Source organism: Salimicrobium salexigens (genome assembly GCF_900156705.1).
GTDB classification, from domain to species: domain Bacteria; phylum Bacillota; class Bacilli; order Bacillales; family Halobacillaceae; genus Salimicrobium; species Salimicrobium album.
The window spans coordinates 217,264-239,268 of the sequence record NZ_FTOK01000005.1; the positions used below are offsets into that span (position 1 = coordinate 217,264).

Below are 22,005 nucleotides of genomic sequence, written 5' to 3' on the forward strand. Positions count from 1 at the left end.
AAGGTTGACTTTCAGTTCTGAATTTTATAAACTATTCGAAAGTTACATTATAAAGTCGAGAATGAGAGCAGTTGAGCTGAGAATTCAGGTGAGCCGAGAGAACGCAGATAAAGACGGACGTAAGGAGCTGTCTGAGGGCTGCGTCATATCCCCTGCACCACCACTCTCTTACATTCTTCATAATCTCATTCTCCATTCTGCAACTATGGAGAGGTGAGCCACTTGACTACTTATGAATCCTTCCGAAAAGATTCTGATCATTATCTTACTATTCCTGTGATGGAGACATTTACAACAGACACTATCACTCCGATTCACATGTTTGCGGCTCTTGAAAAAGAAGCGGTCTACATGCTTGAAAGTGGAGACAGGGAGTCGGAGTGGTCCAACTACTCCTTTATAGGCCTCGACCCCGCCTATACTATTTTTCAGGAAGAAGGGCGATTTTTTGTAAAAACTCTGGAAACGGAAGAAACTTCCGCATACACATCGCTTGAAGAAGCGTATGAAGGTCTTTATGAATTTCTTCAGATCAAGATTCCGAAGACGCCTCTTCCGTTCAAGGGAGGGTGCGTAGGGTATATATCCTACGATGCAGTTTCTGATTTTGAACCTGTGCCTCCCGTTAATGAAGATCAGGAAAACTATCATTTTGTGTTCTGTCGCACCATTATTGCTCATGAACACCGTACCGAAAAAACGACGATCATTTCTTTTGCGGACGGGAAGTTCCCTGAATCTTCTTATCGAAACACCTGCGAACGCATTAATGAGGTGAAACGGTCGATTGTGAAAGGAAGTGTGTTTCCGGACTTCCTTATTGATGAAAACATCCGTCCGGTGGAAATGACTCTGACAAGTAATTTCACCAAAAACAGTTACCTCGAAAGTGTACGTACTATCAAGGAGTATATTGAAGCGGGCGATATATTTCAGGCAGTGCTTTCCCAGCGTTTCCAGGCTGAAACGACACGTTCGGGCTTTGAACTGTACCGGGTCCTCAGAAAAGTGAACCCTTCCCCGTATATGTTTTATTTGAACTTCCCTCACATGGAAATAATAGGAAGTTCACCGGAAAGGTTACTGCGTGTAGAAAAAGGACAGCTGGAAATCCATCCTATCGCCGGGACGAGAAAGCGAGGCGAAACGGAAGAGGAGGATAAAGAGCTGGCGGCCGAACTTCTGGCGGACGAGAAAGAGCAGGCAGAACACCGTATGCTCGTGGATCTTGCCAGGAATGATGTCGGACGGGTAGCTAAATACGGAACAGTGGACGTCCATGACTATATGACGATCGGACTTTTTGCAAAAGTAATGCATATCATCAGTAAAGTTACAGGAGAGATAAGGGAGGATATTTCCTCTATCGATGCTTTAACAGCCGCATTTCCGGCAGGGACACTTTCAGGAGCGCCGAAAGTAAGAGCAATGCAGATCCTGCGTGAACTGGAACCTTCTCCCCGGCACGTGTATGGGGGTGGAGTGGTATATCTGGGTCTTGACGGAGACCTGGACTCCTGTATTGCCATCCGGACGATGACGAAAATCGGTCAGCAGGTCTTTATCCAGGCCGGAGCCGGAGTCGTGGCCGATTCGGATCCTGAAGGGGAGTATGAGGAAACAGTGAAGAAAGCGAGTGCGTTGAAATATGCGCTGGCTGTAGCAGAGCAGGCATTTGAGACGAGAAGAGAAGGAGCGGAGAAGAAATGAACAAATTTTTAAATGACACCCTGGAAGGTAAAGTTTTTTCTGAACATGAAGCTTATGAGCTGATGCATTCGATAATGAACGGGGAAGTGACCACGGCTCAGCTGGCCGGTCTTCTCAGCCTTATGAAATATCGCGGGGAAACCTCAAGTGAAATCACAGGATTTGTCAAAGCGATGAGAGAACACATGAAAGAATTTCCGATGTCCGACTCCGATGTCGTGGATACGTGCGGTACGGGGGGCGATGGCGCCTCTACCTACAATATTTCGACTGCCGTCTCGATTATACTGGCTGGAATGGGGGTTAAAGTCGCGAAACATGGAAATCGTAAAGTTTCTTCCACGAGCGGAAGCGCAGATGTTATAGAAACTCTCGGTATCCGGGTGGACTCCACTCCGGATGAGGGAGCGGAAACGATCCGGGCTCAAGGTCTGACGTTTCTGTACGCCCCGGTTTATCATCCTGCGATGAAGCATGCAGCAAAAGCCCGGGAAGAACTGGGATTCCGCACGGTATTCAATCTGCTCGGCCCGATGAGCAACCCTGCAAACGCGAAGAGACAGCTGATAGGTGTGTATGACACGGAGTATGCCGAAAAGATGGCGGAGGCTCTTAGACAATTAGGGTCGGAACACGTACTGTTCGTAACAGGACAGGATGGTCTGGATGAGATTACTATTACCGGTACGACGGACGTAGTGGAACTTAAAAATAACGAAATAACCAGATTCACAGTCCATCCCGCGGATTTCGGTTACAGTACTTTTCCGATTGAAGATGTTCAGATCTCATCCTCGGATGAAAGTGCCGCTTTAATCCGGAACGTGCTGAAAGGTTCTGCTCCGGAAGCCGCTCAGGCTATTGCCGTAATGAATGCCGGTGCCGGCGTTTACGTAGCCGGAGGTGCTGAAACCATCGCCGACGGGGTAACACAGGTGAAGGAAGCGATCGCCGGTCGAAAAGTTGAACAGTACTATGAACGCTTGACAGAAGGGGAGAGCAGTTATGCTGAATAAGATTCTGGAAGTGAAAAGAGAAGAAATCAGCAGACTCACCCTTCCGGAACGTGAGGGAGAACCGTGTGTGCCGTTCGCTGATTCTCTGAAGAAGGAAGGATCGATCGGACTTATAGCCGAAGTAAAAAAAGCGTCTCCTTCCAAAGGACTTATACGCGAAGATTTTGACCCTGTGGCTATAGCGAAAGCCTACGAAGCAGGCGGAGCCCAGGCTATATCCGTATTGACCGACCAAACCTTTTTTCAGGGAAATCCTGAATATCTCACAGCGATTAAACAGCACGTTTCCCTGCCCGTAATGAGAAAGGATTTCATCATCGACTCCCTCCAGGTTCAGGAGAGCCGCCGATTAGGGGCGGATGCTATCCTGCTGATCGGTGAAGCGCTGGATGTGGAACAGTTGAAAAAGCTGTATGATGAAGCGTACAGTCTCGGCATGGAAGTGCTGGTCGAAGTGCATGCTTTAAAAACGCTGCACAGAATTCTGGAGGTTTTCACGCCTGCAGTACTCGGTATCAACAATCGTGATTTGAATACTTTCAACACGAGCCTTACCCACACAGCTACTATTGCCGATTCGGTGCCCGAAAACTGTTTTCTCATATCCGAAAGTGGAATCTATACGAGCGAGCATGTAGCCGAGGTAAAGAAAGCCGGAGCGGGAGCGGTTCTTGTGGGTGAGTCATTAATGAGGCAGTCAGATGTGGAAGAAGCGGTACGACAGCTGCTGAAGGAGGAGAACTAATGGAACCACTTATTAAACTTTGCGGAAACCAGCGTGAGGCTGACGTGGAAAAAGGCGCGTTTTCGCCTGCTACCCATTTAGGTTTTATCTTTGTGAAGGCTGCGGGAAGATACGTTCTTCCCGAGAAAGCAGGCAGCTGGATTAAACGTATCAGACCTGCTCAGAAGCTGGTAGGTGTATTCGTTAATCCGACTGTAGATGAAATTGATGAAGTGCTGAGGTTTGTACCTCTCGATGTTATACAACTCCACGGTAACGAGACGGTTTCGGAACTCCTGAAAATCAAGGAAACTTTCCCTATGCCCGTATGGAAAGCTATCCCTCACCAGAAGGATGGTCTGGCGACGATGAAGCTGTTCAGCGGGGTGGCTGAGGGCTTCGTTGTGGATTCCAAAGTGAAGGGAGCTTACGGCGGCACAGGTGTCAGCTTTGACTGGGAAGCTATTCCTGCTTACCAGCAGGAAGCGAACAGGCAGAACGTACCGTGTCTGATGGCGGGAGGTATTACTCCCGAAAACATTAAGGAATTGATGACCTACTCTCCGGAAGGCGTAGATATTTCAAGCGGAATTGAAACAGAGGGTCGGAAAGATTTTCATAAAATCCAGGTAATTACGAAAGAGGTGACGGGTCATGCTTACAAATTTGCCAAATCATAAGGGGAGATTCGGTGACTTCGGTGGAAAATACGTACCGGAAACGCTGATGGCACCACTGGAGGAACTGGAATCCGCGCTTGATGAAGCGATGGAAGACGAGACTTTCCTGAAACAGTATGAAAACGATCTGAAAGAATATGCCGGCCGTCCGACTCCACTGACGTATGCTGATAAACTGACCGCTGAACTGGGAGGAGCCCATATTTACCTGAAGCGGGAAGACCTGCTTCACACAGGAGCACATAAATTGAATAACGCTCTCGGTCAGGCCCTTCTGGCCAAACGTATGGGTAAAGATAAAATCATAGCCGAGACCGGAGCAGGACAGCACGGTGTCGCCTCCGCGACCGTAGCGGCAAAGCTCGGGCTTACCTGCAAAGTATTTATGGGAGAAGAGGATACCCGGAGACAGGAACTGAACGTGTTCCGGATGAAACTTCTTGGTGCGGAAGTGGTTCCTGTTTCAAGCGGGAACGGTACATTAAAAGACGCTACAAACGAAGCGATCCGCTACTGGGTAGCGAACTGTGACGACCATTTCTACCTGATCGGTTCCGTCGTCGGGCCCCACCCTTATCCGAGAATGGTGAGGAACTTCCAGCGTATTATCGGTGATGAGACAAAAGAGCAGATGACACGGAAAGCTGACAGGATTTATGCATGTGTCGGCGGTGGAAGTAACGCCATCGGTATGTTTTATCCGTATCTGGAAGAAGATGTAGAGCTTATCGGTATCGAAGCTGCCGGAAAAGGGATAAATACTGCGGAACACGCGGCCACTCTTACAAAAGGAACACCCGGAGTGATTCACGGGTCTCTCACCTATCTGATGCAGGATGAGAATGGACAGATTACAGAGCCGTATTCCATTTCAGCAGGACTCGACTATCCGGGGATCGGTCCGGAGCATGCAAATCTTTTCAGAACGAAGCGGGTCCGGTATGAATCGGTCACCGATGAAGAAGCTCTGGAAGCCGTGAAGCAGCTTTCCCGGGCTGAAGGTATCATTCCTGCGATCGAGTCCGCTCACGCAGTCGCTCAGGCGATAAAGGAAGCGAAGGAGATGTCCGTGGAAGATACTATCGTTATCAACGTCTCCGGCCGGGGAGATAAAGACATGGCGACGCTTATGGAACATTTTACGGAGGAGGGACTGCAATGATGACACAGAGGACGATGTTTCAGGGAAAGCTGACCAGGGAGAAAGACCTGTTCATCCCTTTTATAGTTGCAGGTGACCCCCATCCGGATAAAACCGTCCAATATGCCCTCCGCCTCCAGGAAGAAGGAGCGGACGTGCTGGAGCTTGGGGTCCCGTATTCCGATCCTCTGGCGGATGGTCCGGTCATTCAAAAAGCCGCCAAACGGGCGCTTGATGCGGGGATGTCTTTGAAAAAAGCAGTGGAGATGGTCCCGACATTGAGAAAAGCGGGAGTATCCATTCCGGTCGTCATCTTTACGTACTACAATCCCGTACTTCAATACGGCCACGATAAGTTTATCGAAGCCCTTGAACAAAATGGAGTGGAAGGACTGCTTATCCCGGATCTTCCCCTCGAAGAAAGTGAAGACCTGAACGAGCGTACTAAGCAGAAGAACATAGAACTTATTTCGCTTGTGGCTCCTACTTCCGAAGCGAGAATCAAAAGAATAGCGGAGCAGGCCCGCGGTTTTCTTTATTGTGTATCAAGCCTGGGTGTTACGGGGGAGAGGAAAGAGATAGCGCCCGAAACACTTGCTTTTATAGAAAAAGTGAAAGAATACAGCAGTGTTCCTGTGGCGGTCGGCTTCGGCATCTCCTCGTATGATCAGGTGGAGCTGATGAAGAAACATGCAGACGGATACATTATAGGAAGTAAAATAGTGAAGATGATTGAGGCCAGTGTGGAAACAGAGAAAAATACAGATGAAAAAAGAGGATTGGAACAATTTTCGGAAGAATTGCGAAAACTTGTGAAAGGATAACAGTATTCAGAATTAGCAGAGAGGAGCAGAGCAGAGATGATCTACATGATCGACCATTATGATTCGTTCACTTATAATCTCGTTCAATACATCGGGGAACTGGGAGCAGAAGTGGTGGTTCGTCGCCCCGAGGAGATATCGCCGCAGGAAATCAGGGAGCTGGCTCCTGAACTTATAGTTCTCTCGCCCGGACCGCAATCTCCGGAAAAAATGCCCCGTACTCAGGAAATCATTCGAATATTTCATAAAGAAATCCCTATATTCGGAGTGTGTCTCGGTCACCAGGCGCTTGCTTATTACTTCGGGGGCTCGATAATTCGTGCGGACCGCCTGATGCATGGGAAAGCTTCCGAAATCGATCATGACGGGCACACTGTATTCGCAGGCCTGTCGACGCCTTTGACCGCAATGCGCTACCATTCTCTTATAGTGGACCTGCCGACATTACCGCCATGTTTTGATGTTACGGCTGCCACTTCCGAAGGGACAGTGATGGGAATCAGGCACAGAGACTATCCTCTTGAGGGGGTCCAGTTTCACCCTGAATCAATTGGCACCGTGGAGGGGAAACGATTAGTCAGAAATATGCTTCAAGCGTATACCGCGGTGAAAATGTGAAAAAGCGCCTCGCTTCAGAGGCGCTTTTCTTCGTGCGAAGAAGAGATTTCAGCCACTGTAAACGCCAGTTCCTCATTTCCGAAAGCGGAAAGGACGTCCAGTAGAAGCTCCTCCTGAATTCCTTCCGACTCTTTTGCAGGAACCGTGTCTTTGAGCATCTCTTTCAAAAGAGGACTGACTTCCTGATAGGGGTAAGCCGTCTGATAAACTTCTACTGCGTTTTCCCCGTGGTCGACACACCACTGGGCAAACAGCAAAATCATCATTTTCTCTTCTTCTTTATATTTCTGTATGATCCATTCGTCTTTTTCGTTCATAAAAAAAACCTCCTGATAATTATTATAGGAGACCTTCAGCAATTAGTATAGGGAGAGTGGGGGTGCTTGTTGATTGTCAGATTACTGGATCACCGTTATATTTTTAGGTGATTCCTCCTGACTGCCGGTGTTAAGAAATCTGCTGATTTCTTCCGGTGAGAGTCCGAGGTTCCGGGCTTCCTGCATCAGTTCCACCCATTCCATATCAAGTTTTTTATTCAAGCAAATCACACCCCACTCTATAGGATGACTTCATTATAACGCTTTTATCTGATAAAATAAACACAAATTTTTGTATTTATCAGAAAACTTTTGTTCTCTTTTTGGTTTTTGGCAGAGAGGAAATGGTTTATACTTAATAGTGTATACAAAACATTTAACCAGCAGGGAGCAGTGATGTATAAGAAACAACACTTTTATCGGTAGAAAAAGGGGGGCGCAAAAGGCGCTTTCTCTTACAGGAGAATCTTGGAGCTAGAACGATTTATTCCTACAAACAATCGAAAGGAGTAGTTGGTCATGAAACTGTATCAGGATGATAAACGTTTTTTCGCAGGAGACAGCGACAATCCGGAAGCTTACATCCATTTCGAGAAATTCGGAGATGATAAGCTTATAGTCGATCACACGTATGTCGGTGAATCGATGAGAGGCCAGGGGGCGGGAAAGCAGCTGGTGGAAGCTGTAGTCAACTATGCGAGAGAAGAAAATAAAAAAATCGTCGCTCACTGTCCTTACACGCGCGATGTCCTGACGAATAACGAAGAATATCATGATGTATTCATTGGAATTCATAATTCCTGACTCCCATGTAAAAACAGCGCTTTTGCCACGCAGGCAGGAGCGCTGTTTTAGAAGAAAAAATACTTAATGAACCGCTGATTATAAAAATATAAGGGCAGCGTGTTGACAGGTTTAAATAAAAATGTATAATTATGAATAAATAATAGTAAAAATACATTCAGCGAAAAAGTAAGTATTTCAGTCGAAGACTCCAGCGAACCGGCGGATGGTGGGAGCCCGGTGTACGGAAGCTGAAAGAAACGCACTTTGGAGAAGTTCCGGTGAAAATAAGTAGCCGGAACCGGGTTCCTGCCCGTTATCCCGTGACGAGCCGGTCCTTTACTGTCAGAGACAGGTGAGGACAACGAGAGTGGTACCGCGGATATACGTCCGTCTCTTTACGAAGAGGCGGACTTTTCTTATTGCAGATCAAACGATTATTGAAAATAACTATAAGGAGGAAGATATTTATGGCTAAACCTAAAGTAGTGCTTGCATATTCCGGAGGGCTGGACACTTCCATATCAGTTAAATGGATTCAGGAAAAATATGGTTACGACGTAATTGCACTCGGTATCGATGTCGGAGAGGGGAAGGATCTTGAGACGATCAGACAGAAAGCGCTCGATGTCGGAGCAGTTAAAGCGATCATGATAGAGGGGAAAGAACTGCTCGCCGAAGAGTACTTAATGCCCGCGCTGAAAGCGAATACGCTCTACGAAGGGAAATATCCGCTCTCTTCCGCCTTATCGAGACCTCTCATTTCCAAACTGCTGGTGGAAGTAGCGGAGCAGGAAGGGGCAGTAGCCGTAGCACACGGATGTACCGGAAAAGGGAACGACCAGGTCAGGTTTGAGCTGTCCATTCAGGCTCTGAATCCGGAATTGGAAGTCATTGCCCCCGTCAGAGAATGGGGTATGACGAGGGATGAGCAGATAGGTTATGCAGAAGAGAAAGGTATACCTATTCCGGTAAACCTTGAAAATCCTTTCTCCATCGACGCGAATATCTGGGGGAGAGCCTGTGAAGCGGGGGTTCTGGAAGATCCGTGGCAGGAAGCACCTGAAGCAGCATATGACTGGACAAACCCGGTGGAAGACACACCGGATACCCCTGAAACGATCGAAATCTCCTTTGAACAGGGAAAGCCTGTGAGTCTGAACGGAGAAGCACTCGGACTCGTCGACATGATTGAGAAACTGAATGTTCTTGGAGGAGAGCATGGAGTCGGGCGGATAGATCATACAGAGAACAGACTGGTGGGGATCAAGTCGAGAGAAGTGTACGAAAATCCGGCAGCCATGATTCTTATTAACGCCCATAAAGAACTGGAGTCGCTTACACTTACCAGGGAAGTGGCTCACTACAAACCCCAGGTAGAACAGCAACTGGCTCAAGTGGTATATGACGGGCTCTGGTATTCTCCGCTCAGAACAGCCCTGCAGGCGTTTGTGGAAGATACTCAGCAGTTTGTGACGGGAACGGTGAAAATCAAGCTGTTCAAAGGGCACCATCAGGTCATCGGTAAGCAGTCCCCTGTAAGTCTTTATAACGAAGAATTATCAACCTATTCAAAAGAAGATGCTTTCGATCATAATGCTGCCGTAGGTTTTATCAAATTGTGGGGGCTTCCTACAAAAGTGCATGCGGATGTGCATAATAAGAAGAAACATCTGGTGTCAGTAGATGAGTAAGCTTTGGGGCGGAAGATTCACGAAGCAGACGGACGAACTGGTCGAGGAGTATACAGCCTCGATCAGTTTTGATAAAAAGCTGGCGGCATTTGATATTGAAGGAAGTAAGGCTCACGTGCGTATGCTCGGAAATCAGGGGATAATCCCGACGGAAGAAGCCCGGGAGATCGGTGAGGGACTGGATAAAATTCTCTCCAGAATAGAGAGGGGAGAAGTTGAATATTCTGTAGCTGACGAAGATATCCATATGAATATCGAACATATGCTTATTGACGAAATAGGTCCTGTGGGCGGAAAACTTCATACGGGGCGGAGCCGTAATGACCAGGTGGCTACAGATATGCATCTGTATCTGAGAGAGAAGACGAAGAAACTCATTGAACTTGTAGAGACTGTCCAGCAGGCGATCGTCGGGCAGGCGGGATCGAATGTGGAGACGATGATCCCCGGGTATACTCACCTGCAGCGGGCTCAGCCGATTTCTTTCGCCCACCATATTCTTGCTTATTTCTGGATGTTTGAAAGAGATAAAGAAAGACTTCAGGACAGTCTGAAACGTGTGAACTGGTCGCCTCTCGGGGCAGCGGCACTGGCCGGAACGACGTATCCGATCAATCGCCGTGAGACAGCGGAAGCTCTCGGTTTCGAAAAGGTGTATCCGAATTCTCTCGACGCAGTGAGCGACAGGGACTTTATTCTTGAATTTCTTTCGGACGCTTCTATATTGATCATGCATATCTCCCGGCTGTCCGAGGAACTGGTAATGTGGAGCAGCGAGGAATTCCGGTTTGTGGAACTGGATGATGCTTTCTGTACCGGTTCAAGTATTATGCCGCAGAAGAAGAACCCCGACGTCCCTGAGCTGCTGCGGGGGAAGACAGGAAGAATTTACGGAAACCTGATGGGGCTTTTAACACTGTTGAAGGGTCTGCCTCTTGCTTACAATAAAGATATGCAGGAAGACAAAGAGGGGATGTTCGATACAGTGGAGACGTTGGAGGGTGCCCTCTCCCTTCTTGCCCCGATGCTTGAAACGATGGAAGTCAATAAGCACAGAACGGACAGTTCCGTAAAAAGTGATTATTCCAATGCCACTGATATGGCGGATTATCTTGCGGTAAAAGGTCTGCCATTCCGTGAAGCGCATGAAATCATCGGTAAAATTGTTCTGTACGCTATTCAGGAAGAGAAGTATCTGCTTGATTTGAAACTGGAAGAATTCAAAGAATTTTCGGAACTGATCGACGAGGATATTTTTGAAAAACTGGCCCCTGATCAGGTGATAGCAGCCAGAAAAAGTGAGGGCGGCACGGGATTTGACCAGGTGAGAGAACAGTTGAAAGCTGCTGAAGAACATTTGTCTTTTTAAGGAAGGCAAGTGTTCTATTATTGGGAAAAGGGAAGAGGATACTACGTCACGCAGTCAGGAGGAGAATAATGAAACAGGTGATCGCGTATTTTGCAAATGAAAATGATGCTGAAAGCGCCCTCACTTCGCTTAAGAAGTATAAGGTGGAGAAAGAAAGAGTCGAAGAGATACCGCAGGATTCAAAACTTGAGCGCGTCATCCCTTTTACTTCCGGAGGGTTCCAGGCGGATGTTGCGGAGTACGGGGAAACTTTTAACGAAGCACTTGGAAATAAAGGAAAAGAAGTTACCCACCTTTTTCAGTTCGAAGTCGAAGAGGAGGATCACGAAGGAGTACTAAAAGTGCTGCAAGAGCATGGAGCAATGAAAAAAGAATAGATGGCCGTGGTGATTTAAGTGAAATATCTCCATTATCGGAGCAGAAGCCTCCGCTAGTGGAGTTTTTTTAATTACACAGTAAACTTATAGGAATAATGTTGACATACGTCGCGTTTTTATTTAAAATTTAATGCTAAGTAAACAAGTAGGTTTTGAAAAGGGAGGGAGTACATGTTTTTGGAGTTTGAGGACACAGGAAAACGCTTTGGCGAAGCAACGGAAAACGAGTTTGAAGTATTCAAGGGAGTGAATATAAGTATTGAAAATAACCAGTTCGTTTCTATCCTCGGACCGTCCGGCTGCGGAAAGTCAACGCTATTATCGATGGTGGCGGGACTCGAGGATACCTCCGAAGGGACGATTAAACTCGAGGGACAAGAAATAACAGGTCCTGATCCGGAAAGAGGGATGGTATTTCAGCAACCGTCGCTGTTTCCATGGCTGACTGTCCGGGAGAACGTCATGTTTCCCCTAAAGAAGAAAAGGTCAAAAAAAGAAGCCGAAGCGCGTGCCGAACATTTTTTGAAAATGGTGCACCTCAGTTCTTCCAGTTCCAGATATACATATGAACTTTCCGGCGGCATGCAGCAGCGGGTGGCTATTGCAAGGGCCCTTGCCATGGACCCGAAAGTTCTTTTGATGGACGAGCCTTTCGGTGCTCTTGACGAACAGACGAGGCACATTCTTCATAGAGAGCTTTTATCTATATGGGAAGAAACGAGAAAAACGATTCTTTTTGTTACTCACAGTATTCAGGAGGCGATCAAACTGTCGGACAGGGTGATTGTAATGGGCACGAGACCGGGGAGGATTATTGCCGATTTCAGCATTGATGTACCACGACCGCGGGCACGCGATGATGAGAATGTTATCGGTTGGGAAAAACATGTGATGGAACTGCTCGAGAAAGAGATAGACAAAGTACTGAAAGAGGAACTGGATAATGAATCTGTCTCTTATAACTAAACGGATCGTTTTTCTAGTTGTCGTTGCAGGTATTTGGCAGGGTATTTATGCCCTGAACATTTTTGAAGATATAATATTTCCTTCTCCTCTTACGGTAGTCTCCTCCCTCTACGAAGGATTTGCCGATGGTGATCTTGTTACAGCTCTCGGTGCGAGTTTCAGACACCTGTTTTCGGGACTGGTTCTGGCCATTTTATTCGGGACAGTGCTCGGGGTCCTCCTCGGCAAGTCCAGAGAAGCGGATGAAACGGCAGGGATGTATCTTGTAGCTCTTCAAAGTATTCCGAGTATCGTATGGGTTCCGCTCGCTATTATGATTTTCGGTTTTTCGGAAGCTGCTGTCGTATTTGTAGTGGTACTTGGAGGTACGTTCGTAATGGCGTTGAATGTGCGCTCGGCAATCAGGAGCGTACCGCCGCACTTATTACGTGCAGCAAGAACGATGGGAGTGAGCGGGGTGTCCCAGTTTTTCCGGGTGGAAATTCCGGCCAGTGTCCCTTACTTTATGTCGGGGCTGCGCCTTGCGTGGGCTTTCAGCTGGAGGGCATTAATGGCCGGGGAATTGCTGAGTAACGGTCCGGGTCTCGGTTATTCCCTCCGCTATGCTCAAGACTATGCAAGGATGGATCAGGTGATCGGGATTATCATTATCATCGGAGTCATAGGGGCTGTCGTGGATCAGCTCGTATTTTCGAAACTGGAGAAAAACGTAATGAAACGATGGGGAATTTTATAGAATACTGTAATTATTGCCTGAAAAAAAGGAGTGGAGAAGTTGAAAAAAATTTTTTATATGACCGCAGTCGGCGTTTTACTCATAGTCCTTAGTGCATGTGGCAGCAGTGAATCAGAAGCAGGTGGCGAAGAAAAAGAGGCGGATGAAATTACTGTCGGTTATTTCCCGAATATTAATCATGCAGCCGGCATGGTCGCTGAAGAAAAGGAAATGTATCAGGAACAGTTGCCTGACGGAACGAAGGTTAATTATCAGTATTTTCCTGACGGTTCCGCTTTTATGACAGCGGTGGAGACCGGAGAAATTGAAGGCGGAATAGTAGGCCCCGGTCCTGCAATGAATCACTACGTAAGCGGGGCGGCAATCAATGTGGTAGCAGCCGGTTCCAAAGGAGGGACCGTGATTATGGCCAGTAATGACAGTAATATTTCAACTCCGGAGGATCTTAAAGGGAAGACGTTCATCTCCCCTCGGGTAGGATGTACGCACGATGTCCAGTTCGAAACGATGATGAAGGAAGAATTCGGAATGACTTCAGAGCGTGTGCAGGGAGACATGAAGCATGTGACCGGGAAGCCGGCCACCTATGCGAGTATGTTCGAAGCCGGGAAGGTCGATGCGGCTACGGTTCCGGAACCCTGGGCTTCTGTTATTGAAGCCGAAGGAAGCGGTAAAGTTCTGGTGGACACTCCGGAAGTGGCGTTCGGAGAGACGTTACCTGCAGCTGTATTTGTAACTTCGGAGAAATTGAAAGAGAAAAATCCGGAACTCGTCCAGAATCTTGTTGATGCCCACAAACAGGCTACAGACTTCATAAACGAAAACCCAGAAGAAGCAAAAACGATTGCTCAGGATAAGATCAAGGAAATTACTGACCAGGGGCTGGAAAAAGAAGTTATTGACGGTGCCTGGGAGAGAATTGATTTTTCATACGAAGTGGATGAAAGTGTACTTCAGGATTTTGCAGACTCTTCCTATAACCTGAAATTTCTGGAGGAGAAACCAGACCTTACAGGTCTCGTAGATAAGGAGTTCCTGAAAAACGGGTGATCGTCAATTAGAATAAAAACGTGAAGATCTGCAACAAAATCAGATCTTCACGTTTTTTATAGTTTTGTTATTTTTTCAGTATAGAGTGCAGGGCACCGTGCACATCCGAATAATGGAACTGGTAATCGTGACTCTTCAATTTTTGAGGGTAGACGGCCTGACCATTCAGCACGAGTGTGCTCATTTCTCCTAATGTTTTACTTATAACGACGGCGGGCACATGACACCAGTGCGGTCGCTCGAGAACTTCTCCAAGCGTTCGTAGAAAGTCTTCATTACGTTTGGGAGTAGGAGCGGTTACATTGAGAGCGTTTTCGATGGAACTGTTATGAACGGCTTCATCAATGGCTCCGACCACGTCATCAATATGCACCCACGACATCCATTGCTCTCCGTTGCCGAGTCTGCCACCGACAAAATATTTATAAGGAAGTTTCATGAGGGGCAGTACTCCTTCTGTACCCAGAATCAACCCGAAGCGGGCATACACTGTGCGGACTCCTTTCAGTTTCGCCTGACTGGCAGTCGCTTCCCAGTCTTTGGTGACACTGGCGAGGAAACCATTCCCCGGTTCTTCCGTGTTTTCCGTGAATGACTTATATACGGAGGTACCGTAGAAACCTACCGCGGAGCCGTTCACGAGTACATCCGGAGTCTTGTCGAGGTTTTCGATAAGAGAGAGTACTCCGTTCGTTGCGTCAATGCGGCTTTGTCTTATGAGCTGTTTCCTTTCGGGAGTCCATCTGCCTCCGGCGAGAGAGGCGCCTGCAAGGTTAATGATGGCGTCTACGTTCTGTAACTGATTTTCGGGAGTATACTCCTCTTTCAGCCAGCCTACATAACGGACGTTTTCCCCGTCTTCATGATTTTCCGGGTGTCTCGTTAAAATGGATACGTGATCCCCTTTTGACGTGAAGTGTTCAGTCAGGTGCTGACCTACAAATCCTGTGCCTCCGGCAATAACTATGTTCATCTGTGAATCCTCCTTATATGCTATGATATGATTACCCTCAGAGAGGAGACGGTGCTATGCCTGTCATCAGTAAAATTTCTGTTCAACAGAAAAATAAAGGACGCTTCAACATCTTTTTTAAAAAGACAGATGAAGAAGAGTTTGGTTTCGGTGTAAGTGAAGATATCCTTATTCAATATAATCTTCACAAAGGAATGGAATTAAGCGAAGAAGATATTAAGCAGTTGAAAAATAAAGATGAACTACATAAGTCTTATACCCGTGCTATCCATTATTTAAGCTACCGTATGCGATCCGAAAAAGAAATGTACGACTATCTTATCGATAAAGAAGTGACAGAAGAAGATGCAAGAGATGTCATCAACCGTCTTTATAAAGAAAATTTGCTGGATGATGAAGCCTTCGCCAAAAGTTACGTGCAGAGTAAAATAGCCACTTCGAGTAAGGGGCCTGTTGTTTTAAAACAGGAACTCTCCAAAAAAGGTGTAGCCGAAGACTATAGGCTGAGTGCACTTGAACAGTATTCGTTCGAGGACCAGTACGAAAAAGCTCTGAAGTTCGGAATGAAAAAAGTGAACGACACTTCAAAGAAAGCTTTTCAGCAGAAACTCCAGACAGCAAAGCAGTCCATGATGCAAAAAGGATTTACCCAGGATGTAATTCAGGAAGTAGCGGCCCGTCTGGCCGAAGAGAAAGAGGATTCCTCCGAACGTACGGCACTTGAACTTCAGGGAGAGAAGGCTATCCGTAAATACGAAAAGAAAGCAGAAGGATTTGAACTGAAGCAGAAAGTCATGGCTTCTCTGTATCGTAAAGGTTTCTCAGGGGATCTGATCAGGGAATTTCTCGAGGAAAAAGGGTATTGACTGGTGCAGATCGGGACGTTCCGGCCGGTCCTCCTCCATTCTTTTTCTTGTAAAGTTCGGAGGCAGTCGTTACGATGAATAAGGAGAAATGACTAAGATGAATGAAAAAATGGGGGATACTTATGGGGAGCCCGGTTACTGTGCAGAAAACATTGAATAATAATGTAGTCATCGCGGATCACCCTTTGTTCAAAGAAGTGATCCTTATCGGGAAAGGTATCGGGTTCAATCGAAAGCCCGGCGACTGTATCGAGCCGGAAATCGCCGAGAAGACGTTCCTTCTCAGAGATCCCGAGCAAAAGGAGCAGTACGTTAATCTGATGTCGCACGTGAATGAAGAACTTATTCCTTTAATGAGTGATATACTTCTGCACGTGGGGGAGAGAATGGAAGAACCCCTGCATGAGCACATTCACGTTGCGTTGACCGATCACCTGGCATTCGCTTTCCACAGGACTCAAAACGCCCTTGACTTCCAGAACCCGTTCCTTTCAGAAATAGAAACGCTTTATCCGAAGGAATACCAGATTGCCCTGGAAGTCGTTACGATGATTTATGACCGGACCGGTGTCCATTTTCCTGCCGGGGAAGTCGGTTTTATTGCTCTGCATATCCACAGTGGGGTCACGGATAAATCATTAAGGGAAATTAATAAACACAATCAGCTGATTACTCAGCTGATAGAATTGATAGAAAATCAGCTCGAACTGAGCATAAACAGAAAGAGTATCGATTATCACAGGCTGGTCCAGCATTTACACCGGGCCATCCACCGCGTGCATACCGGGGAGACTGCAGGGAGCCAGACAAATCTTGATAAAATGTTGAAAGCTGAATACCCTTCGTGCTACAATATTGCTTGGAAATTGATTAAAGTAATGCAGCAACAGTTGAATAAAACCGTAGATGAAGCGGAAGCCGTATATTTAACGATTCATCTTCATCGACTCACTCAAAAATAAAGTACGTGTTACTGACACGATCAGGCATGAGTATGAAATGTGAGTAGCTAACGGGATACTTGTATCCTTTTGACTGCTGACGTTCGTGCTCATGTCTTTTTTAACGGTTTTTTTGAAAACGGTTCATCTGCGGGGGGGTTATTTTCTGTTGCGCAGGGAAAAGGAGGAAACATTTATGTTTAAAAGTGCATTTGGCACATTGCAAAAAGTTGGTAAATCCCTGATGCTTCCGGTAGCGTTGCTTCCGGCAGCCGGTATACTTCTTGCTTTTGGGACAAGCTTTGCCCAGGAGCAGTTCACCGATCTCGTTCCACTGTTTGAACACCCGTGGATACAGCTGGTTCTTTCACTGATGGAAGAAGCCGGGGGGATAGTTTTTGATAACCTGCCCCTGTTATTTGCTGTCGGGGTAGCTATCGGTCTGGCCGGAGGTGATGGGGTAGCAGGTCTTGCTGCCATCATCGGATATTTGATTATGAACGTCACCATGGGAGTGCTCGGGGACGTAACGCCTGAAATGGCCGGTAACAGCCCTGCGTATGCCGAAGTTCTCGGTATTCCTACACTGCAGACCGGGGTCTTTGGCGGTATTATCGTAGGGATATGGGCCTCTTATCTTTATAAGAAGTATTACAACATAGAACTTCCGCAATTCCTCGGGTTCTTTGCCGGGAAACGGTTTGTACCGATTATTACAGCCTTTACGTCTCTTGCTCTCGGTATTCTTATGTACTTTGTCTGGCCATACGCCCAGTCAGGACTGAACGCATTTTCCCAGTTCATGCTTGAGTCGAACCAGACGCTTGCTGCCTTCATTTTCGGAGTAGTGGAACGTTCATTGATTCCATTTGGACTTCACCATATTTTCTACTCCCCGTTCTGGTTCGAGTTTGGTTCTTATACGAATGCTGCGGGAGAGATAATACGCGGCGATCAGGCGATCTTCTTCGCTCAGCTTCGTGACGGCGTAGAGTTCACGGCAGGAACATTCATGGTCGGGAAATTCCCGTTCATGATGTTTGGTCTTCCGGCTGCTGCGCTTGCTATTTATCACACAGCGCGTCCTGAGCGTAAAAAGATCGTCGGGGGCATTATGTTCTCCGCGGCCCTCACTTCTTTTCTGACCGGTATTACAGAACCGATCGAGTTCTCGTTTCTTTTCGTAGCACCGCTGCTGTTCGCAATCCACGCGGTGTTCGCAGGATTCTCTTTCATGATTATGGAAATTCTCGGTGTAAAAATCGGTCAGACGTTCTCCGGAGGTCTGATTGACTTTATTCTATTCGGTGTCATCCCTAACCGGACCGACTGGTGGTGGGTCATCATCGTAGGACTTATCTTCTCGGTCATTTACTACTTCGGGTTCCGCTGGGCTATCCTCAAGTTCAACCTGGCCACGCCGGGTCGTGAGAAAGAAGGGGAAGACCAGGACGAGGAAACAGGAGAAGTGGATGACAAACCGTACGAAATACTTCAGGCGATGGGTGGCCAGGAAAATATTGATAACCTTGACGCCTGTATTACGAGACTCCGTGTTTCCGTGCACGATAAGAGTAATGTGAACAAGGATCGTCTGAAAAAGCTCGGTGCTTCCGGTGTAATGGAAGTCGGAAACAATATCCAGGCTATCTACGGACCCGTGTCCGATTCTCTTCGCGGCCAGATGCAGGATATCATCGATGGTAAAACGCCGCGAAAACAGGAAAAACCGAAGCAGGATGCAGCTGCCGATACGGAACTGCATGTAACGGAAGATATCGATTTTGTAAGTCCGATGCAGGGTGAACTGGTACCATTGACTGATGTGCCGGACCAGGTATTTTCAGGTAAAATGATGGGGGACGGTTTTGCGATCGATCCGGAAGAGGGGACTATTGTTTCTCCGATTAACGGAAAAGTAGTGAATGTTTTTCCGACGAAACACGCGTTAGGCCTTGTAACAGAGGACGGAGTGGAAATACTGATTCACATCGGGATAGACACGGTGAAACTGAACGGAGAAGGCTTTACCGCCCACGTCGGTGAAGGTGACGAAGTGAAGCAGGGACAAAAACTTATGGACGTGGACTTAGCGTATCTGAAGGAACACGCACCTTCCGTTGTAACCCCGATTATCTTCACGAATCTTAATGAGAATCAGTATGTGGACTTACAGACCACAGGCAAAATCAGCACCGAACAGACAAATATTATTAAAATAAAAGAGTGATAAGGAGAGATTTTTAATGGAAAAAAGAGACATGAAAGTGACAGCTTCCGAAGGAGTACACGCAAGGCCTGCTACCTCCCTGGTACAGGTGGCAGGAAAATACGAATCGGATATAAACCTTGAGTATAACGGGAAATCGGTTAACATGAAGTCGATTATGGGTGTAATGTCTCTCGGTATCCCGAGCGGCTCGGACATCACATTTTCCGCTGAAGGCTCTGATGAAAAAGAAGCAGTGGAAGCCATTGCTCAAAAAGCGAAAGAAGAAGGACTTGGCGAATAACTTACCTGTCGGAAACAGATGAAAGCAGCACCACAGGCAGGAAGCATAGTACACGCACAAAAACCGGACTCTTATGTCCGGTTTTTGTTATTCCCAGTGTTATAGAGAGCGGGAGAACGTCATGAATAAGTCATAAGCCTCTCTTCCTCTCCACCGTGGAGTGTGAAGTACAGAAATAGAAAAAGCGGATGGTATAAACATGCCATCCGCTTTTTTCAGTTCTATTTCACACAGAACATTCAGTTTTTCAGTGTTCCCGTTTTACCTGTATCTTTTCTGCAGAGAGGCGGGCTATTATACCTTTATTTCAGGACGCCGGTCATCCTGTTCGAAGATGATTTTTGCCACCTCTTCCGGGGTTTTTAATTTACCCGGGTCGGTTACGTGAGTCGAATCGTTCCAGAAAGGAGTGTTCATTCCGCCCATGTAGACAGCTGTAGCGTCGATCGGTTTGTCTCCCCATTCTTTATGCAGACTTTCGGTAAAGCCGCGTACGGCAAACTTACTGGCACAGTAGACGCTTTCATTTACCTTCCCTTTCAATCCGGCTGTAGAGATAATGTTCAGTACACGGCCTCCTGAGAGTTCAAGCCTGGGCTGTGCTACCTGAGTGAACAAAATGGTTCCTTTTACATTAGTATCGAGCATGGCGTCGATGTCTTCTTCTCCGTAACTCTCCAGTTCCCCGAACAGTCCGACGCCCGCGTTGTTAATGAGAAGGTCCACCTTGTCCGTCTGCTTCAGCATTTCTTCGATAGAAGCGGCTTCTGTAACGTCACAGACGACTGACTCTGCTTTTCCCCCCTGCTCTATGATTTCACGTTTGGTGCTTCTGAGTTTCCCTTCGTTCCGGCCGGTGAGGTAAACCATACATCCGGAGGCGGCATACTGTCTGGCCAGAGCTTTACCCAGGCCGCTTCCTGCTCCTGTAATGATAACGGTATCCATAATGACTTCCTTTCCTGATAGTTTGTTCTTATTCCTATTGTCTTCTTTAAATGTTAAAATGTAAATGGAAAAAAGTGAAGGAGAGGTTTACCTTGGAACGTCGATACAGTGAATACACGTATGAAGAACTGCGCCGGGAAGTCGGCGAATTGACTGAAAAAGCAAGAAAAGCGGAACAGTTCGGTATGGTAAATGAATACGCGGTACATCAGCGTAAAATAACTATGGCTCAGGCGTATATGCTGAATCCGAAGGACTTCAAAAAAGGCGAAACGTACGAAATAGAGGGGGACCCTTCCCATACTTTCTATATCGTATACATTAACGGTGTATTCGCCTGGGGATTCCGTAAAGACCAGCACGGGAATTACGTGGAGAAAAAAGAAGAAGAGCGTATTACGGGAGAACCGGAAGAAGCTCTCCCTATTTCCATGCTCGGAGCCAGGGTCGGTACCGATGAGTAGCCATCATCATGCTCAGAAAGAGCTTATTAAAGAATTGCAACGGAAGAATGGCAGTCTATCCGAAGAAGAGGCGAGAAAGTGGATCGAACTGCTCTGGGAGGACTTCGAAGCTACTCGGGCGAAAGCGGGAAGGAAATACAGGGGAAGCGAAATGACTGAACAGATTGTAAGACAGTGGGTGACCCATTACGGAGCACATCTCGATGAATTCATAGCTACCAATCCCAAGTTCAATAAATATTTCGGAGAATAAAAAGAACCACGCTGATAAAAGCGTGGTTCAACTTTCGCCGGGGCTCAGTTTGTCCTGAAGTTTTTCCTCGGAGAACACCCATCCTGTGTAGGAATCAAGAATCTCGAGATCTTCTCCGTCTTCGTCATCGATCTGTACGATAGCCACGAATGGATAGCGTCCATTATGACGATAGCGGAGATCCGTGAATCGAAGCTCGGTATATTCATCGTGATAGTTGATGTCGTAACGATATACCGGAGAGAAAGATAGAAAAGCTTTGATATTATGGTCTTCAAGTGCTTTTTCGACTATCGGATCCCGGGTGTTGATCGGTTTATTGACGAATTCATCGAGAATCGTTATTTGTCCGTTTTCGGCATGGCCTACATAGTACCTCGACGGGGTAGTGATTACGATTCTCCAGATGTTTTGTTTGATGGTCGGAAAAGTTACAATCTGTTCGATGTCCTCGAAGTTCTCTTTAATAAGCTTCACCATCTCCCGTTTGTCGAAGTAACGCTTAACGTAATAGAGAGCAAGGATGAAATAAATGATGAGCCATAGATAGGCAGGGTTTGCTCCTGCTACCCAGGCGACAATTCCGGCTACGTGAAAATAGAAAATATACGGGTCGAATGTATTAATGAAGCCGTAGGCGACCCACCTTCTGGTAAAGGGGCGGTAAGCCTGGGTTCCGTACGCGTTGAACACATCGACGAAGACGTGGAATATGACTGCCACAAAAGTCCACATCCAAAGGTGAAGGGTGTTCACCTCCGGGTAAAACAGGTGGAGGATTCCCGTGAGCAGCAGCCCCCACAATACGACGGCAGGCATCGAATGGGTGATGCCCCGATGGTTTCTGATATATTTTGCGTTATTTTTAAGTTTCAAAACAGTATCGAAGTCAGGGGCCTGGGAACCTGCAAGGGTGCCTATAAGGACAGCCTGGCCAAGAGCCGGGTCTTCGGCGACGACAGGGTCGATGGTGGCAAGCCCCCCGAGTGCTATTCCCATGACTACGTGCGTAGCTGTATCCATGTGTATTCCCCCTTTTCCC

Annotated in this window: 25 protein-coding genes and 1 other annotated feature; of the genes, 20 read left to right on the top strand and 5 right to left on the bottom strand. The window is 47.0% G+C overall.

Features of this window, described 5'->3' with window-relative positions; all coding sequences use genetic code 11:
- The first annotated feature begins 222 nt into the window (after nucleotides 1-222).
- Genes trpE through BW931_RS08065 form a run of 7 tightly spaced genes read left to right on the top strand, consistent with a single transcriptional unit; the run spans nucleotide 223 to nucleotide 6,713 of the window.
- Complete coding sequence (gene trpE, locus BW931_RS08035) at nucleotides 223-1,710, top strand: anthranilate synthase component I (RefSeq protein WP_076571404.1); 1,488 nt, start codon at nucleotides 223-225, stop codon at nucleotides 1,708-1,710.
- Complete coding sequence (trpD, locus tag BW931_RS08040; protein ID WP_076571406.1) at nucleotides 1,707-2,726, top strand: anthranilate phosphoribosyltransferase; 1,020 nt, start codon at nucleotides 1,707-1,709, stop codon at nucleotides 2,724-2,726. Before trpE ends, trpD begins: the two co-directional genes overlap by 4 nt.
- Nucleotides 2,716-3,471: an indole-3-glycerol phosphate synthase TrpC gene (gene trpC, locus BW931_RS08045; RefSeq protein ID WP_076571408.1), complete on the top strand. Its 756-nt coding sequence runs from the start codon at nucleotides 2,716-2,718 to the stop codon at nucleotides 3,469-3,471. Before trpD ends, trpC begins: the two co-directional genes overlap by 11 nt.
- Complete coding sequence (locus BW931_RS08050; RefSeq protein WP_076571410.1) at nucleotides 3,471-4,130, top strand: phosphoribosylanthranilate isomerase; 660 nt, start codon at nucleotides 3,471-3,473, stop codon at nucleotides 4,128-4,130. The genes trpC and BW931_RS08050 overlap by 1 nt, the downstream gene beginning before the upstream one ends.
- Nucleotides 4,105-5,292 (top strand): tryptophan synthase subunit beta, encoded by a 1,188-nt coding sequence (gene trpB, locus BW931_RS08055; protein WP_008588471.1) that lies wholly within the window; start codon nucleotides 4,105-4,107, stop codon nucleotides 5,290-5,292. Before BW931_RS08050 ends, trpB begins: the two co-directional genes overlap by 26 nt.
- Nucleotides 5,289-6,095 (top strand): tryptophan synthase subunit alpha, encoded by an 807-nt coding sequence (gene trpA / locus BW931_RS08060; protein WP_008588473.1) that lies wholly within the window; start codon nucleotides 5,289-5,291, stop codon nucleotides 6,093-6,095. Before trpB ends, trpA begins: the two co-directional genes overlap by 4 nt.
- Before the next feature lie 36 nt (nucleotides 6,096-6,131).
- Nucleotides 6,132-6,713, top strand: a complete 582-nt coding sequence (locus BW931_RS08065) for an anthranilate synthase component II (protein WP_076571412.1) — start codon at nucleotides 6,132-6,134, stop codon at nucleotides 6,711-6,713.
- Nucleotides 6,714-6,727: 14 nt separating this feature from the next.
- Here the strand turns inward: BW931_RS08065 and BW931_RS08070 are convergent, their stop codons facing one another.
- Together BW931_RS08070 and BW931_RS08075 are read right to left on the bottom strand one after the other, a co-directional pair.
- Nucleotides 6,728-7,030, bottom strand: a complete 303-nt coding sequence (locus BW931_RS08070) for a hypothetical protein (RefSeq protein ID WP_008588478.1) — start codon at nucleotides 7,028-7,030, stop codon at nucleotides 6,728-6,730.
- Between the two features lie 81 nt (nucleotides 7,031-7,111).
- Nucleotides 7,112-7,252: an anti-repressor SinI family protein gene (locus BW931_RS08075; RefSeq protein WP_076571414.1), complete on the bottom strand. Its 141-nt coding sequence runs from the start codon at nucleotides 7,250-7,252 to the stop codon at nucleotides 7,112-7,114.
- A 297-nt stretch (nucleotides 7,253-7,549) separates the two neighbouring features.
- Here BW931_RS08075 and BW931_RS08080 point away from each other — a divergent pair, with 297 nt between their 5' ends.
- The 7 genes from BW931_RS08080 (at nucleotide 7,550) to BW931_RS08110 (ending at nucleotide 14,005) form a co-directional block, all read left to right on the top strand.
- Nucleotides 7,550-7,834 (top strand): GNAT family N-acetyltransferase, encoded by a 285-nt coding sequence (locus BW931_RS08080; RefSeq protein ID WP_008588481.1) that lies wholly within the window; start codon nucleotides 7,550-7,552, stop codon nucleotides 7,832-7,834.
- Nucleotides 7,835-7,985: 151 nt separating this feature from the next.
- Nucleotides 7,986-8,214, top strand: a binding site (T-box leader).
- Nucleotides 8,215-8,283: 69 nt separating this feature from the next.
- Nucleotides 8,284-9,507: an argininosuccinate synthase gene (locus tag BW931_RS08085; RefSeq protein ID WP_008588483.1), complete on the top strand. Its 1,224-nt coding sequence runs from the start codon at nucleotides 8,284-8,286 to the stop codon at nucleotides 9,505-9,507.
- Nucleotides 9,500-10,876, top strand: coding sequence for an argininosuccinate lyase (gene argH, locus BW931_RS08090; RefSeq protein ID WP_008588484.1), 1,377 nt, complete (start codon nucleotides 9,500-9,502; stop codon nucleotides 10,874-10,876). The genes BW931_RS08085 and argH overlap by 8 nt, the downstream gene beginning before the upstream one ends.
- Before the next feature lie 68 nt (nucleotides 10,877-10,944).
- Nucleotides 10,945-11,253 (top strand): hypothetical protein, encoded by a 309-nt coding sequence (locus BW931_RS08095; RefSeq protein WP_084193885.1) that lies wholly within the window; start codon nucleotides 10,945-10,947, stop codon nucleotides 11,251-11,253.
- A gap of 171 nt (nucleotides 11,254-11,424) precedes the next feature.
- Nucleotides 11,425-12,219: an ABC transporter ATP-binding protein gene (locus BW931_RS08100; RefSeq protein WP_008588488.1), complete on the top strand. Its 795-nt coding sequence runs from the start codon at nucleotides 11,425-11,427 to the stop codon at nucleotides 12,217-12,219.
- A complete protein-coding gene (locus tag BW931_RS08105; protein WP_008588490.1) occupies nucleotides 12,197-12,955 on the top strand; it encodes an ABC transporter permease in 759 nt (252 codons plus the stop codon). Before BW931_RS08100 ends, BW931_RS08105 begins: the two co-directional genes overlap by 23 nt.
- Nucleotides 12,956-12,994: 39 nt before the next feature.
- Entirely contained in the window at nucleotides 12,995-14,005 is a 1,011-nt protein-coding gene (locus BW931_RS08110; protein WP_176765462.1) for an aliphatic sulfonate ABC transporter substrate-binding protein, read from the top strand.
- A gap of 67 nt (nucleotides 14,006-14,072) precedes the next feature.
- On the opposite strand, the gene BW931_RS08115 is transcribed toward BW931_RS08110, so the two are convergent.
- Nucleotides 14,073-14,978, bottom strand: coding sequence for a TIGR01777 family oxidoreductase (locus BW931_RS08115; protein WP_008588495.1), 906 nt, complete (start codon nucleotides 14,976-14,978; stop codon nucleotides 14,073-14,075).
- Between the two features lie 56 nt (nucleotides 14,979-15,034).
- On the opposite strand from BW931_RS08115, the gene recX reads away from it, so the two are divergent.
- The 4 genes from recX to BW931_RS08135 all read left to right on the top strand — a co-directional run bounded on the left by recX (nucleotide 15,035) and on the right by BW931_RS08135 (nucleotide 19,298).
- A complete protein-coding gene (recX, locus tag BW931_RS08120) occupies nucleotides 15,035-15,844 on the top strand; it encodes a recombination regulator RecX (RefSeq protein WP_076571417.1) in 810 nt (269 codons plus the stop codon).
- 122 nt (nucleotides 15,845-15,966) lie between these two features.
- Nucleotides 15,967-16,806 (top strand): glucose PTS transporter transcription antiterminator GlcT, encoded by an 840-nt coding sequence (glcT, locus tag BW931_RS08125; RefSeq protein WP_076571458.1) that lies wholly within the window; start codon nucleotides 15,967-15,969, stop codon nucleotides 16,804-16,806.
- 175 nt (nucleotides 16,807-16,981) lie between these two features.
- A complete protein-coding gene (gene ptsG, locus BW931_RS08130; protein WP_076571419.1) occupies nucleotides 16,982-19,015 on the top strand; it encodes a glucose-specific PTS transporter subunit IIBC in 2,034 nt (677 codons plus the stop codon).
- Between the two features lie 16 nt (nucleotides 19,016-19,031).
- A complete protein-coding gene (locus tag BW931_RS08135; protein ID WP_076571421.1) occupies nucleotides 19,032-19,298 on the top strand; it encodes a phosphocarrier protein HPr in 267 nt (88 codons plus the stop codon).
- A 294-nt stretch (nucleotides 19,299-19,592) separates the two neighbouring features.
- Here the strand turns inward: BW931_RS08135 and BW931_RS08140 are convergent, their stop codons facing one another.
- Complete coding sequence (locus tag BW931_RS08140; protein ID WP_076571422.1) at nucleotides 19,593-20,246, bottom strand: SDR family NAD(P)-dependent oxidoreductase; 654 nt, start codon at nucleotides 20,244-20,246, stop codon at nucleotides 19,593-19,595.
- A 50-nt stretch (nucleotides 20,247-20,296) separates the two neighbouring features.
- Between BW931_RS08140 and BW931_RS08145 the strand changes: the two genes are divergently transcribed.
- Together BW931_RS08145 and BW931_RS08150 are read left to right on the top strand one after the other, a co-directional pair.
- The gene (locus BW931_RS08145; RefSeq protein ID WP_082409503.1) at nucleotides 20,297-20,710 is read left to right on the top strand and encodes a YfhH family protein; all 414 of its coding nucleotides are present in this window, start codon (nucleotides 20,297-20,299) and stop codon (nucleotides 20,708-20,710) included.
- Entirely contained in the window at nucleotides 20,703-20,963 is a 261-nt protein-coding gene (locus BW931_RS08150) for a YfhJ family protein (RefSeq protein ID WP_008588510.1), read from the top strand. Before BW931_RS08145 ends, BW931_RS08150 begins: the two co-directional genes overlap by 8 nt.
- Nucleotides 20,964-20,990: 27 nt before the next feature.
- Here the strand turns inward: BW931_RS08150 and BW931_RS08155 are convergent, their stop codons facing one another.
- Nucleotides 20,991-21,986 carry a metal-dependent hydrolase gene (locus tag BW931_RS08155; RefSeq protein ID WP_076571424.1) on the bottom strand — a complete coding sequence of 332 codons (996 nt, stop codon included), beginning with the start codon at nucleotides 21,984-21,986 and terminating at the stop codon, nucleotides 20,991-20,993.
- Between the last annotated feature and the right edge of the window lie 19 nt (nucleotides 21,987-22,005).